Here is a 12,944-nt window from a genome sequence, read left to right on the forward strand (position 1 = left end):
TCTCGTCAAAAAGCCATCACCGGGTGGGGTGGCTGACGACGCGGCGTCGCTGAAGGACTTCCATCGTGCAGAACCCTCGGCTTGCCCTGGCGCTTTTCATCGTCCTGGTCCTGGCGGTTGTCGTCGTTTTCTGGTGTCTGCTACGCCCGGAGACCCACCCGCTGCTGGCGAGCCTGCCGTTGGTGGTGCTGACCTTCCTGTTCACCCACCTGTGGCACCGGCGCCGACGCCAGGCGCGCGAGACCCTTTACCAGCAGTTGTTGCGCCAGCTGCCGATTCGTCTGCGCATCCGCGACCGTCGTGGCCGGCTGTTGCTGGACAATCGCCCACACGAACAGGGTGGGCTGGTGTTGCAGGCGCATCTACCGCTGGAGCGCGCGGAACCCCCGGCCACGCTGTCGCCGATCAGTCGGCGCGCCTGGCAGGGATTGCGCGAGGTACTGGCCAGCGGCGAGCGCCAGGAGATGGGCATCGAACTGCCGGCCAGCGCCGAGCATGGCCCCCAGGCGTACCGACAGATTTTCTTCCCGGTTTTCGATGGCAGTCAGCGCATCACCGCGCTGGGCAGCCTGCTGATTGATGAAAGCGATCTGCGCAACACCGCCAACGCGCTGCGCGCGCTGACCGCGGACCTGGAGCACCAGGTGGACGCGCGCACCCGCGAGCTGCTCGAAGCCAAGGAGAACGCCGAGCGCCAGGCCGAACTGCAGGCCGAGTTCATGGCCCATCTCAGTCACGAGATTCGCTCGCCGCTCAGCGCGCTGATCGGTCTCTCCCATCTGGCCCGGCGCAGTTCCCGCGACGCCCGGCTGGACAGCTACCTGGATAAGCTGCGCAAGGCCGCCGAACACCTGCTGGAGATCGTCAACGACGTGCTCGACTTCAGCCGGCTGGATGCCGGCCGGCTGCCGATTGCCCAGGTGCCTTTCAGCCCGACCGAGCTGGTGTGGAACGTGGTGGACATGGTCAGCGAAGGCGCCCGCGAAAAGGGCCTGACGGTCGGCGTGGAGCTGGATGCACAGGTCCCGTCCAGCCTGCACGGTGACCCGCTGCGCGTCTCGCAGATCCTCATCAATCTGGCCAGTAATGCCGTCAAGTTCACCAGCCACGGGCGCATCGACTTCCGCATGCGACTGCTGGAAGGGGGGGCGGAGCGCGTGCGGCTGCGCTTCGAGGTCGAGGACAGCGGCGTGGGAATCGCCAACGAGCACCTGGGGCTGCTGTTCAAGCCGTTCAGCCAGCTGCCGGGCCATGCCGAACGCTCGTCGGGCACCGGGCTGGGTTTGGCGATCTCCGCCCGGCTGGCCAGCCTGATGGGCGGCACGCTGGGCGTCCATAGCGCGCCGGGGGAAGGCAGCCTGTTCTTTCTCGAGCTGGAGCTGAGCCGGATGTCCACCGCACCTGCCGAAGAAACTGCCGCGGCCGCCGGAGATACGGCACAGCGGCGTTTTGCCGGTCACACGGTGCTGCTGGTCGATGACGATCCGCTGATGCGCGAGGTGTCCGCCGAGCTGTTGCAGCTGCTCGGCCTGCAAGTCCGCATGGCTGCCGATGGCCAGCAGGCGCTGGACTGCCTGCGGGCCGAGGCGGACATCGCCCTGGTCTGCATGGATCTGCAGATGCCGGTGCTGGACGGCCTGGAAGCGACCCGCCGTCTGCGCCAGAGCTGGCCTGAGCTGCCGGTGATCGCCATGACCGGCAGCACCCGGGACAGCGACCGGCAGGCCTGCCGCGCGGTGGGCATGAACGATTTCCTGGCCAAGCCGGTGGCTTTGGATCAGCTGGCGAGGGTGCTGGAGCGCTGGCTGCCGGCCGCACCCGCCCCGGTGCCGGAGGCAATGCGGAGCTTGCCGCTCCCGGACATCCACGGACTCGACCAGGCTGCGGCCCTGGAGCGCATGCTCGGCAATCAGCCTCTGTATTTGCGCCTGCTGCGACGCTTCCTGGACGAGAACGCAGCGTTGCCCGAACAGTTGGTCGAGCGGCTGGCCGCGGGGCAGAGGGCGGAAGCCGCCGATTTGATGCACCGCTTCAAATCCCTGGCGGCCACCCTGGGCGCCGTGGAATTGCAGGCGCAGAGCGGCCGGCTGGAAACGGTGCTGCAGGCGGGGGAGGATTCTGCCGAGGCGCTGGCTGCGTTCGAGGCGGAGTTCCGGCGTCTCTACCCGGCGCTGCGCCAGGCCCTGGAGCACGTGTAGCGGACGGAGCCGGGCGCCGCATCATACAGGTGGAGGCAGATGCTTTGACCACCCAGCGCCGCGCCAACAGCTCGCGAATCAATTCGCTCCCACGGGCGTAGCGCGGCGCTTTCCCGGAGCGGATTCGTCCGTGAGCCTGCTTAGCCCCGGCCGCCTTCGCGCACCCAGAACACCGTGGCGCCGGCCACGGCGGCGGGCATCATCAGGATGTTCAGGCCGGGCACCAGTAGCGCCGCGTAGGTGATACCGCCAAAGCCCAGGCTCTGCCAGCGGCGGGCGCGCAGCCAGTCGAGCATCTCGTTCCACCCCAGCTTGTTGTTATCGGCCGGGTAGTCGATGTACTGCACCGCCATCATCCAGATGCCGAACAGCAGCCACAGCGGCGCAGCCAGCACGTTGAGGCCGGGGATCAGCGAGAGGATCAGCAGCGCCAGGACGCGTGGCAGGAAGTAGGCCAGTTTGCGCAGCTCGCGGCCCAGGGTGCGCGGCACCATGGCCGCCAGCTCGCCCCAGCTGAAGGCCGGGAAGGGGTCCTGGCCGCGCACCACCACTTCGACCTTCTCGGCGAGGAAGCCATTGAAGGGTGCGGCGATCAGGTTGGCCAGCAGGGTAAAGGTGAAGAATACGATCAGCAGCACCAGCGCCACGAACAGCGGCCAGAGCAGGTATTCGAGAAAGGCCAGCCAGTCGGGCAGGCTGGGCATGAAATAGTCGACCCACTGGCCGAACTGCTGCACGGCCAGGCCGATCAGCACGGCGAACAGGACCAGGTTGATCAGCAGGGGCAACAGGACGAACAGACGCAATCCCGGGCTGAGCACCAGGCTCAATCCTTGGCGCAGATACTGTGGGCCGCTCAGGACGGGTGGCATGGGAATCTCCTGCAAGGGGTGGCGCGCGACTTTACCAGAAGGTGTGCCAGGCATTGCAGCGCGCACTTTGTAGGAGCGGCTTTAGCCGCGTTGCTTTGTGCGGTTCCACCCAGAAGCTCGCGACTGAAGTCGCTCCTACAGTTCGTGCAGTGCGGCCTGTTCAGTGGGAGTGGCCTGGCTGACGCAGTGGCCCAGGCCGTCCAGCTTGGCCTGGTACATGGCCTCGTCGGCGGCATTGATCAGTGCGTCCGGGCTACTGGCGTGCCGGGGATAGAGGGCGATGCCGATGCTGGGCAGCACGAAGTCGATACGCTGGCCGGACAAGCTGTAGGGCTGGGCCAGCGCAGCATGCAGGCGTTGGGCAATGAGCACGGCCTTGTCCGCATCGGCGTCCGGCACGAGCAGGGTGAATTCGTCGCCGCCCAATCGGTAGAGCAGATCGGGCTGGCGCACGGCGGTGCGCATGCGCTCGGCGATGGCGACCAGCAGGGCGTCGCCAGTGGCATGGCCGTAGCGGTCGTTGACTTCCTTGAAGCGGTCCAGGTCCAGATACAGCAGGGCCAGCGAGCGTCCCGTTCCGTGTGCCTCGTCGCAGCAATAGTGGAGCTGCTCGGTGAAGGCCATGCGGTTGCCCAGGCCGGTCAGCGGGTCGCGATGGGCCAGGTCATAGAGCTGCTCCTGGAAGGCGACCTGGTCGCCGATGTCATGCAGGATGCCGCGCAGGCCGCAGTAGCGGCCGCTGGCGTCGCGGATCAGCGAGATGCGGGTCTCGAAATAGCCGATAGCACCGTTACGGCGGCGGATCGGCACGACGAAGCGTGGCGCGACCCTGCCGCCGATGGTCTGTCGGAACTGCTGGCGTAGCCGCTGCAGTTCATCGACGCCGATGATTTCCGCCAGGTTTCGGCCTCGCAGCTCCTCGGCGGTGCAGCCCAGCTGCCGTTCCAGGCCGCGGCTGACCGTGAGGACGCGGCTTCCGGCGTCGATCTCGAAGTAGCCGTCGTCGATGGAATCGAGGATCGCCTGGTCGCGGGACTCGCTGCTGTCCAGGCGGTCGAGCATGCGGTTCAGGGCATGCCCCAGTTGGCCCAGCTCGTCCTGCCCGAGGCGCGTCAGGCGCGACGCATGGGCGTTCAGGCCGATGCTGGCGATCTCCCGGTGCATGAAGCGGATGCGGCGCAGCAGGCAGAACTCCACGCACAGCCCGGCCAGCAGCAGGGCGCCCGCACAGAGGCGCAGTATCCAGTCGATGAAGCAAGCCAGTTCCTGCATGCCTTGCAGGTAGGCCTGGCGAGGCAGGCTCAGCCGCAGGCGCAGGCCGTCCTGCGCTTGCGGGGTATGCAGGTGCAGCTCGGTGTGCAGCTGTGCCGCGGTGCTTTCCACGCCGGTGCCTCGCGCCAGAATCGCCGGGACAGGCGAAGACGCCGCCGGCGATGTTCCGCTGGCCAGGGTTTCGTTGTCCGGCGGCAGCAGTTGCAACTCGGCCCCGGGCGCGATGTGCAGTTCGTCGAGCAGTCGCACCGGGTCGAGCCGCTGGCCGGCGAGCAGCCGGCCCTGTCCGTTCGGCAGCGGGAGGCCGAGCAGGATCAGCGGCTGTTCCTGCCGCCAGGCCAGGCTGATGGTCGGCGGCTCGGCTGCGGCCAGGGGCGCATCGAGGGCAAGCTGCGCGAGATCCATCTCCAGTCGGGAAAACAGGCTGAGCGCGGGCTCGCCGTCATCAAGACGCAGGATGAAGTCCAGCTCGGCCGGCGCGGCGGGTACGTCCTCAGTCGCCGAGGCAAGCCGCAAGGCGTAGCCGTCCAGGCGGCTGAGCAGATAGCGCCCCTGTTGTTCCAGCGCGTGCTGGACCTGCCCGGAGGCCTGGTGCAGGCGTAGCTGATCCTGTTGATCAAGGTAGGGCAGCAGCAGGCGCTCGCCGAGCACATTGACCGCCAGCAGCACCAGAAGCAACAAGAGAAGGAACAGCCAGGACAGGCGCTTGCGCAGGGTCATTGGTGGATGCGGACAGGGAGGGTAAAAAGTGGCGCGGATTATGCCTGTTTTGTGACGCGCTTCAAAAATAGGGGTTGACTATGGAAGGCATTGAAACGGGCGATTTTTCCGATCAAGGGCGGTTCCGTACTCTTGCCGCCACGCCAGACAGGCACCTTTCCCCGGAGCCATCCCGTGTTTCGCTTCCCCCGTGTGGGGTGGTTCCGTTTTTATCCAACTCGTTCGCGATGCCAAACGTTCGCGAATGAATTCGCTCCCGCAGGTGGGTCAGGCCGGGGTCAGGCACTCCGGGCCATCCAGGTTCGGGTCGTTGACCAGCCCCGCCAGTGCCCGCTCGCGCAGAGGCGGTACGGGCGCCTGCAGCAGCGCCGTCAGCCGGGCTGCCGTAGTCTCGGCCGCCAGCCAGTCGCGCTGGCCCTCGGCATCCAGCAGCAGTGGCCGACGCAGATCGGCCGCCGGGCGAGTCACCAGCGCCAGACTCAGGTACTCGCGATCCCCGGCCGGATAGACCTCCCACAGAACCGCGCAATACAGCAGGCCGCCCTCGGCCCCGACCCAGTAGGGCCGTTTGCGCACGCCTCGCCACTCGTAGAAGCCGTTCACCGGCACCAGGCCACGCCGCAGGCGAAACGCCTCGCGGAACATCGGCTGTTCGGCCAGGGTCTCGGCGCGGGCATGGGCGGGTGTACGGGACAGATCGGTCAGCCAGGCCGGGGTCAGTCCCCAGCGCGCCAGGTCGGCGCGCTGGGTCTCGCCATCTGCGCGCAACAGCAACAGCGACGCGCCAGGGGAAAGATTCCAGTGGGGTTGCAGCGCGGGGAAGCCGGGCAGCGCGGCGAGCGCGGCGGGCCAGCGGAACAGGGCAAGACGGCCACTCATGGATCAATCAGCCTTACATCAGCAGAGCAGTTCGCCGGGACCGCCAAGAGGCTCCTCGGCGGGCAGCGGTTCGGCAGCCGTGTAGGCAGCGATCAGCTCCCGGGCGCGTTCGGTGTGTTCATCCTCGACCAGCAGCGCGAGCAGCCCGCCGGCGGGCAGTTCGCCGACGGCGCCCATCAGGTGCTCACCTTGCAGGTAGGCGGCGATGCCCTCGCTGGCCAGCATGTCGCGCAGCAGGTTCGCTTCCAGCAGATCCCAGGGGCGGTGAATGCACTGCATGGGGAGGTATCCTCGCGACAAAACGCCTGACAGCGGGTTGGATGTGACTTGCGAGTATACTTGGCGATCTATTTTCCGCGCCCCTTTGGGTGCTGCATGTTTTTCTCCTCCCGAACGAGACCATGATGGGCACCTTCGACGCTATCCGCCCTTACGCCGACAGCGAGGTTTCCGCTGTGCTGGCGCGCCTGTGCAACGACACCGAATTCCTCGATACCCTGACCCGCTTCCGCCTGCCGAAACTGGCCGGGCTGTTTGGCTGGGCGCTGCGCCCGCTGGTGGCGCGCCGCCTGCGCCGCGAAGTGCAGGGCATCGACAGCGTGGCCAAGCTGCAGGCCCGCATCGAGCCCTATGTGGATCGCACCATCGAGCGGGCCACCGATGGCATCAGCTATTCCGGCCTGGAGCATCTGCACAAGGGTCGCCGCCACCTGTACCTGGCCAACCACCGTGACATCGTCATGGACCCGGCCTTTGTCAACTACGCGCTGTACCACGCCGGCCACCGCACACCGCGCATCGCGATCGGCGACAACCTGCTGCAGCGGCCCTTCGTCAGCGACCTGATGCGCCTGAACAAGAGCTTCATCGTGCACCGCTCGCTGACCGGACGGCGCGAGAAGCTGGCTGCCTTCCAGTTGCTGTCGGCCTACATCAACCAGTCGATCCTCCAGGATGACGAATCGATCTGGATCGCCCAGGCCGAGGGGCGGGCCAAGGACGGTGACGATCGCACCGACTCGGCGATCCTCAAGATGTTCCACATGAGCCGCAAGGACGAGGCATTCGGCCAGGTGATCGACGAGCTGTCGCTGGTGCCGGTGTCGATCAGCTACGAATACGACCCCTGCGACCTGGACAAGGCGCGCGAGCTGTATACCCGCGCCACCACCGGCAGCTACACCAAGGCGCCGGGCGAGGACGACCGCAGCATCGCCAAGGGCATCACCGGCTACAAGGGGCGCGTGCACATTGCCTTCGCCGCTCCGGTGCGCGGCGCCAGTGACGACGCCAAGCAGCTGGCGCAGGATATCGACAAGTGCATCCTCGGCAACTACCGGCTGTTCCCGGTGCACTACCTGGCCTACGCCATGTGGGAAGGGCGCGAGCCCGAGCTGGCGGTGCCGGCCGCCAACGAACTGTTCGGCGCCGAGGAGCTGTCCAGGGCACAGGCGGAATGGGACCGCCGCCTGACCGCCTGCCCGGCCGAACACCGGCCTTGGCTGGTGGTGCAGTACGCCACTCCGGTGCGTAACCAGTACCGCATCCGGAACGCCCGACCCGTGTAGGGGTAGGGCTGAGTGGGAAGATCGAAATCTTCCCACTCAGACTGATCAGAAACGGTACGAGGCGCTGAGAAGGCTGGAAGTAACGGAAGAGGTATCCGGTACCCAGAAATCGTCATAGTCGCTGGAGTCGCGGAAATTCAGCGATAAATCGACCGACACTTTTTCCCAGTTGTAACCGACACCGAGACCGAACTGCGGGCCGCTGAAGGTTTCCTTGAATCCGTACTCTTCCCATTCTTCGCGGAAGAAGCCGGCACTTACATAGGCTTTAAAGCCATTTTCGATCAGGTTGATTCCGCCGAGAACCAGCAAGTCGTAGCCGCTAGCTTCCCAAGTGCTGTATTTGTCATGTTCAGCCGAGTAGAAGTTAACTTGCGCGCCAACATGGTTGTTGATGGCTGCTGTGGCTGTCAGGGCCAGACCGCTGAATTCGTCATCGGCATAGCGATCAAATTCCTGGGTGCTGTTGTAGATCCCTCCGCCGAGGGAAAACTTGATGTCCTGAGCTGCAGCAGGCAGGGAAGCTAATGCTAGAAGTGAAGCAGCAATCGCGATGTGCATTTTTTTCATTTTTTAAAGCTCCTTTTTTAATAAGTTACAGCCGGGAGCTTGTCGGCCTATTCTGCATTTTCTTTAGGGAGGAGACGGATAACGTTTGCAGGTCACAGCGCACCATGCTACCCCGCCCTAGGGCGGGGTAGCATTCTTCATAGCTCGTTCAGCGCCTCCAGCTTCACCGCCTCGGCGTAGGCCAGCTTGTCGGCCTGTTCAGCGTCGCCTTCCACCGAGACCATGAAGCGGTTGTTGATGATCAGCATGATCTTGCCGTTCTCGTCCTGGATGCCGCGCTGTTTGCCGATCTTCACCGACTTGCCCATGCTGCCGGCCAGCGCGGGGTTGGTCATGACCACCATCATCTGCGAGAGCATCGGCGAGTCGCCGACGATCTCCACTTCGATGTAGTGGTCGTCCTTGTTGTAGGTGCGCGAAGCCTGCAGGCCGCCGCCGAACAGTGCCGCACCGGCGGAGGAGCTTTGTGCCTCGTCGGCTTCCCAGCCCGGCAGCGGGGCCGGCAAGGCCTTGGTCAGCGCATCGGCACTTTTCTCGTTGAGCAGTTGGGTGGCGTAGCCGAGATTTTCCTTGGTACCGCTCATGTCGCCCTGGTTATAGGCCTTGAGGGCTTCCTCGAGCGCTTCCTTGATGTCATCGGCCTGGGCCGTGCCGGCGCAGGCCAGCAGGGCGGCGAGTCCGAGGGAGGCGAGGGTGCGTGGTGTCCTTTGCATGGTGATCGTCCTTGTTGTCGGTGGATAGCAGGCAGCATATGACCTGTTCGGCCAACTGCAAGGCGCGGTTCGCCATCCTGGTGTTCGTCCGCTGCCAGCGTTGCGCCGGCCGCCTAGGTCACGCCCCGGCTGCCGTGATGTATGGCTCTCGATACAGCTGGCCGCGCGGCAGGCCGGCCAGGTAGAGGGCCCGCGCCAGCGCGTCCACCCGGGCCGGTGCGCCGCACAGCAGCACCCGGGTGTCGCGGGACGGACGCTGGGCCTGCAGCCAGGCGCCGGCCTGCGAGTGCTCCAGCAACGTCACCTGCAGGTTCGTGTGCCGTTGCGCCAGCCCATCCAGGGCATCGGCGAGGTAATGCTCCGTCGACGAGCGTGCCAGGTGCAGCAGATGGATCGGGCCGGCGTGTCCCTGGCGCAGGGCTTCGCGCAGGATCGCCCACAGCGGCGCCAGGCCGGTGCCGGTGGCCAGCAGCCACAGCGGACGCTCCTGCCATTCCGGTTCATAGCGCAGCGCGCCGCCCTGCAGGCCGCTCAGGCGCAGGGGATCGCCCGGACGCAGCCGGCGCGCGTAGTCACAGAAGCCGCCCCTGCCCGCGCAGTCGATATGAAACTCCAGGAACGCATCCTCCCCCGGCAGGCTCGCCAGCGAGTAGGGGCGGGCAAGGCTGTGGTCACGCCACAGCAGCAGGTGTTGGCCGGCCTGGTAGCGCAGCGGGACCTCGGCTGCGAGACGCAGGCGCAGCACCTCGGGGGCCAGCCAGTCGTGGCCGACCACCTCGGCCGCCAGCGTCTGCTGGGCCGGATCGAACAGCTCGACGCCCAGGTCCTCGCTCACCCGGCACTGGCAGGCCAGTCGCCAGCCGGCGGCGCGCTCGCTGGCCGGCAGGGCGTCGGGCCGGGCGTCCAGCGGTTCGCCGTACAGACAGCGCACCCGGCAGGCGCCGCAACTGCCGGCGCGGCAGCAGTGCGCCACGGATTGGCCGGCCTCGAGCAGGGCATCAAGCAGGTTGCAACCGGGCTCTACCGACCAGTGCCGGTCGCCAACAGAGAGTTCGGGCATGACGTGGAAAGAGAGCTGAAGGAGCCGCGACTGTATGACGGTACGGTCCTTCGGCCAATCGATTCTGACTATCGGACCGAGCGACCAAGGTCGAGGCCGCGCGGCTGTCCGCACTTTCGTCGGCCGCGCTATACTGCCGCGCCTTTTTTGCTGGTGCGCCGGTCCTGGTCCGGCGCTTCCTTCGATGTTCCCGTCTTTAAAGAGGAGCGCACCCATGACCGTGATCAAACAGGATGACGTGATCCAGAGCGTCGCCGACGCCCTGCAGTACATCTCCTACTACCACCCCACCGACTTCATCCAGGCCATGCACGAGGCCTACCTGCGCGAAGCGTCGCCGGCCGCCCGTGACTCCATCGCCCAGATCCTGATCAACTCGCGCATGTGCGCCACCGGTCATCGTCCGATCTGCCAGGACACCGGCATCGTCACCGTGATTGCCAAGGTCGGCATGGACGTGCGCTGGGACGGCGCCACCATGAGCCTGGACGACATGATCAACGAGGGCGTGCGTCGCGCCTACACCCACCCGGACAACGTGCTGCGCGCCTCGGTGCTGGCCGACCCGGCCGGTGCCCGCAAGAACACCAAGGACAACACCCCGGCGGTGATCCACTACCAGGTGGTGCCGGGCAACACCGTGGAAATCCACGTGGCCGCCAAGGGCGGTGGCTCCGAGAACAAGTCCAAGATGGCCATGCTCAACCCGTCCGACTCGATCGTCGACTGGGTGCTGAAGACCGTGCCGGAAATGGGCGCCGGCTGGTGCCCGCCGGGCATGCTGGGCATCGGTATCGGCGGTACCGCCGAGAAGGCTGCGCTGATGGCCAAGGAAGTCCTGATGGACCCGATCGACATCCACGAACTGCAGGCCCGCGGCCCGCAGAACCGTATCGAGGAGCTGCGCCTGGAGCTGTTCGAGAAGGTCAACAAGCTGGGCATCGGCGCCCAGGGCCTGGGCGGTCTGACCACCGTGCTCGACGTGAAGATCATGGACTACCCGACCCATGCCGCCTCGCTGCCGGTGTGCATCATCCCCAACTGCGCCGCCACCCGTCACGCCCATTTCGTGCTGGACGGCTCCGGCCCGGCCAAGCTGGAAGCCCCGGACCTGGACGCCTACCCGGAAATCGTCTGGGAAGCCGGCCCGAGCGCCCGTCGCGTCAACCTGGACACCATCACCCCGGAAGAAGTGCAGAGCTGGAAGCCGGGCGAAACCCTGCTGCTCAACGGCAAGATGCTCACCGGCCGCGACGCCGCCCACAAGCGCATGGTCGACATGCTGAACAAGGGCGAACAACTGCCGGTGGACCTCAAGGGTCGCTTCATCTACTACGTCGGCCCGGTCGATCCGGTGCGTGACGAGGTGGTTGGCCCGGCCGGCCCGACCACCGCGACCCGCATGGACAAGTTCACCCGCCAGATCCTCGAGGCCACCGGCCTGCTGGGCATGATCGGCAAGTCCGAGCGCGGCCCGATCGCCATCGACGCCATCAAGGACCACAAGGCCGTGTACCTGATGGCCGTGGGCGGTGCCGCCTACCTGGTGGCCCAGGCCATCAAGGGCGCCAAGACCATCGCCTTCCCGGAACTGGGGATGGAAGCCATCTACGAGTTCGACGTGAAGGACATGCCGGTCACCGTGGCGGTCGACACCCAGGGCGAGTCCGTGCACATCACCGGCCCGGCGATCTGGCAGAAGAAGATCGCCGAAGCCCAGGTGGTGGAAGTGAAGTAAGCAGTCGTCTGCTGTTGCGAAGAAGCCCGGCCCTGTGCCGGGCTTTTTCGTTGGGGTGATCACAGCTCGATGCGCGTCCCCAGCACCTCGAGAAAACGCGCCAGCCAGGCGGGATGGGCCGGCCAGGCCGGCGCGGTGACCAGGTTGCCATCCACATGCACCGCGTCCACCGGCAGTTCGACATACTCGCCGCCGGCCAGACGGACCTCCGGGGCGCAGGCGGGATAGGCGCTGCAGGTCCGGCCCTTGAGCACGCCGGCGGCAGCCAGCACCTGGGCGCCATGGCAAACCGCGGCGATGGGCTTGTCGGCGTCGGCGAAGGCTTTCACCAGACGCAGCACTTCAGGGTTCAGGCGCAGGTACTCCGGCGCACGGCCGCCGGGGATCAGCAACGCGTCGTAGGCCGCCGCCTCGACTTCGGCGAAATCGGCGTTGAGGGTGAAGTTGTGCCCGGGCTTCTCGCTGTAGGTCTGGTCGCCCTCGAAATCATGGATCGCGGTACGCACGGTCTCGCCGGCGACCTTGTCCGGGCATACGGCATGCACGATGTGTCCGACCATGCACAGCGCCTGGAAGGGCACCATGGTTTCGTAGTCTTCGGCGTAGTCGCCGACCAGCATGAGAATCTTCTTGGCGGCCATGAACGGTCCTCCTGACGGAAAATGGCTGGCGATCAGTCGCCGGCAGCTACAGCCTAGTGGCCGTTGTCAGGTTCCGCTGCGCGGAGGCGCAGGTCAGATGCCGATCTTGTCCAGCGCCTCGCCGACTCTCTGCCAGAAGCTGCGTTGCGGGCGTTCGTGCTCGGCGGTCAGCTGGATGTCCCGGTCGGGCTGGATGCGGTTGGTGAAGACGATTTCCTGGCGCGCCAGGCTTTCGCCCACCAGGCGCAGCGGGCCGTCGCCCTGCTCGGTCTGGTCCACGTGGTGGGCCGGCAGGTTGAGCTCGTCGTAGCGCAGGAAGTACTGCTTGCCGGGTTCCACCTCCAGGGTAAAGCTGGCGATGCGGTTGAAATCGAAGGGACCGTCGGCGAGCAGGGTCCAGTGCAGGCCGAACAGCGGGCGGCGCATTTCGATCTTGTAGCTGCCGGGCCGGGCCAGCAGGCTCATGTAGCTGTCGCTCGGCAGCCGGCCGATCCGCCGGTTGTCCAGAAACACGCCCGGCGCTTCCAGTTCCTGGCGGGCCCAGTCGCTGGCCGGGCGATAGACATGGATGAGGGCGAGGGTAGGGTCGCTGTCCCGCGACAGGTAGATGGGCCCGTTGGTGGGGCCGAAGAAGGCGCCCGGGGTCGAGCAGCCGGCCAGCAGCAGAAGCAGGGCAAGGGACAGGAAACGGCGCATGACAAGCCTCGTCGGAG

The 12,944-nt window shown here is 66.3% G+C and carries 12 protein-coding genes; 3 read left to right on the top strand and 9 right to left on the bottom strand.

Annotation, left to right across the window (positions count from 1 at the left end):
• Positions 1 to 65: 65 nt before the first annotated feature.
• Positions 66 to 2,198, top strand: a complete 2,133-nt coding sequence (locus tag SF06_RS03040; protein ID WP_052199686.1) for a response regulator — start codon at positions 66 to 68, stop codon at positions 2,196 to 2,198.
• A gap of 140 nt (positions 2,199 to 2,338) precedes the next feature.
• Here SF06_RS03040 and cysZ read toward each other — a convergent pair whose 3' ends face one another.
• The 4 genes from cysZ to SF06_RS03060 all read right to left on the bottom strand — a co-directional run bounded on the left by cysZ (position 2,339) and on the right by SF06_RS03060 (position 6,220).
• A complete protein-coding gene (cysZ, locus tag SF06_RS03045) occupies positions 2,339 to 3,070 on the bottom strand; it encodes a sulfate transporter CysZ (protein WP_175610507.1) in 732 nt (243 codons plus the stop codon).
• A gap of 135 nt (positions 3,071 to 3,205) precedes the next feature.
• The gene (locus SF06_RS03050) at positions 3,206 to 5,062 is read right to left on the bottom strand and encodes a sensor domain-containing diguanylate cyclase (RefSeq protein ID WP_052199687.1); all 1,857 of its coding nucleotides are present in this window, start codon (positions 5,060 to 5,062) and stop codon (positions 3,206 to 3,208) included.
• A gap of 267 nt (positions 5,063 to 5,329) precedes the next feature.
• On the bottom strand, positions 5,330 to 5,941 hold the full coding sequence (locus SF06_RS03055; RefSeq protein WP_039559925.1) for an SOS response-associated peptidase: 612 nt from the start codon (positions 5,939 to 5,941) through the stop codon (positions 5,330 to 5,332).
• 18 nt (positions 5,942 to 5,959) lie between these two features.
• Entirely contained in the window at positions 5,960 to 6,220 is a 261-nt protein-coding gene (locus SF06_RS03060) for a putative signal transducing protein (RefSeq protein WP_027590062.1), read from the bottom strand.
• Between the two features lie 125 nt (positions 6,221 to 6,345).
• On the opposite strand from SF06_RS03060, the gene SF06_RS03065 reads away from it, so the two are divergent.
• Complete coding sequence (locus SF06_RS03065; protein WP_039559926.1) at positions 6,346 to 7,509, top strand: 1-acyl-sn-glycerol-3-phosphate acyltransferase; 1,164 nt, start codon at positions 6,346 to 6,348, stop codon at positions 7,507 to 7,509.
• A gap of 45 nt (positions 7,510 to 7,554) precedes the next feature.
• On the opposite strand, the gene SF06_RS03070 is transcribed toward SF06_RS03065, so the two are convergent.
• From SF06_RS03070 to SF06_RS03080, 3 genes are all read right to left on the bottom strand, one after another.
• Positions 7,555 to 8,079, bottom strand: coding sequence for an outer membrane beta-barrel protein (locus SF06_RS03070; RefSeq protein ID WP_052199688.1), 525 nt, complete (start codon positions 8,077 to 8,079; stop codon positions 7,555 to 7,557).
• 137 nt (positions 8,080 to 8,216) lie between these two features.
• The gene (locus tag SF06_RS03075) at positions 8,217 to 8,792 is read right to left on the bottom strand and encodes a hypothetical protein (RefSeq protein ID WP_039559927.1); all 576 of its coding nucleotides are present in this window, start codon (positions 8,790 to 8,792) and stop codon (positions 8,217 to 8,219) included.
• A 118-nt stretch (positions 8,793 to 8,910) separates the two neighbouring features.
• Entirely contained in the window at positions 8,911 to 9,852 is a 942-nt protein-coding gene (locus SF06_RS03080; protein WP_039559929.1) for an iron-sulfur-binding ferredoxin reductase, read from the bottom strand.
• Between the two features lie 214 nt (positions 9,853 to 10,066).
• Here SF06_RS03080 and SF06_RS03085 point away from each other — a divergent pair, with 214 nt between their 5' ends.
• Entirely contained in the window at positions 10,067 to 11,590 is a 1,524-nt protein-coding gene (locus tag SF06_RS03085) for a fumarate hydratase (protein ID WP_027590058.1), read from the top strand.
• 59 nt (positions 11,591 to 11,649) lie between these two features.
• Here the strand turns inward: SF06_RS03085 and SF06_RS03090 are convergent, their stop codons facing one another.
• The gene (locus tag SF06_RS03090) at positions 11,650 to 12,231 is read right to left on the bottom strand and encodes a DJ-1/PfpI family protein (protein WP_027590057.1); all 582 of its coding nucleotides are present in this window, start codon (positions 12,229 to 12,231) and stop codon (positions 11,650 to 11,652) included.
• A gap of 93 nt (positions 12,232 to 12,324) precedes the next feature.
• Positions 12,325 to 12,927 (bottom strand): DUF2846 domain-containing protein, encoded by a 603-nt coding sequence (locus SF06_RS03095; protein WP_039559930.1) that lies wholly within the window; start codon positions 12,925 to 12,927, stop codon positions 12,325 to 12,327.
• Positions 12,928 to 12,944: the final 17 nt, after the last annotated feature.

Origin of the sequence: Pseudomonas flexibilis (assembly GCF_000802425.1) — a bacterium.
In the GTDB taxonomy this organism is placed as follows: Bacteria; Pseudomonadota; Gammaproteobacteria; order Pseudomonadales; family Pseudomonadaceae; genus Serpens; species Serpens flexibilis.

Coding starts and splice junctions, on each gene's coding strand:
- SF06_RS03065 (WP_039559926.1), top strand. CDS start 6,346: ATGGGCACCTTCGACGCTATCCGCCCTTACGCCGACAGCGAGGTTTCC.
- SF06_RS03085 (WP_027590058.1), top strand. CDS start 10,067: ATGACCGTGATCAAACAGGATGACGTGATCCAGAGCGTCGCCGACGCC.
- SF06_RS03070 (WP_052199688.1), bottom strand. CDS start 8,079: ATGAAAAAAATGCACATCGCGATTGCTGCTTCACTTCTAGCATTAGCT.
- SF06_RS03050 (WP_052199687.1), bottom strand. CDS start 5,062: ATGACCCTGCGCAAGCGCCTGTCCTGGCTGTTCCTTCTCTTGTTGCTT.
- cysZ (WP_175610507.1), bottom strand. CDS start 3,070: ATGCCACCCGTCCTGAGCGGCCCACAGTATCTGCGCCAAGGATTGAGC.
- SF06_RS03060 (WP_027590062.1), bottom strand. CDS start 6,220: ATGCAGTGCATTCACCGCCCCTGGGATCTGCTGGAAGCGAACCTGCTG.
- SF06_RS03055 (WP_039559925.1), bottom strand. CDS start 5,941: ATGAGTGGCCGTCTTGCCCTGTTCCGCTGGCCCGCCGCGCTCGCCGCG.
- SF06_RS03090 (WP_027590057.1), bottom strand. CDS start 12,231: ATGGCCGCCAAGAAGATTCTCATGCTGGTCGGCGACTACGCCGAAGAC.
- SF06_RS03075 (WP_039559927.1), bottom strand. CDS start 8,792: ATGCAAAGGACACCACGCACCCTCGCCTCCCTCGGACTCGCCGCCCTG.
- SF06_RS03080 (WP_039559929.1), bottom strand. CDS start 9,852: ATGCCCGAACTCTCTGTTGGCGACCGGCACTGGTCGGTAGAGCCCGGT.
- SF06_RS03095 (WP_039559930.1), bottom strand. CDS start 12,927: ATGCGCCGTTTCCTGTCCCTTGCCCTGCTTCTGCTGCTGGCCGGCTGC.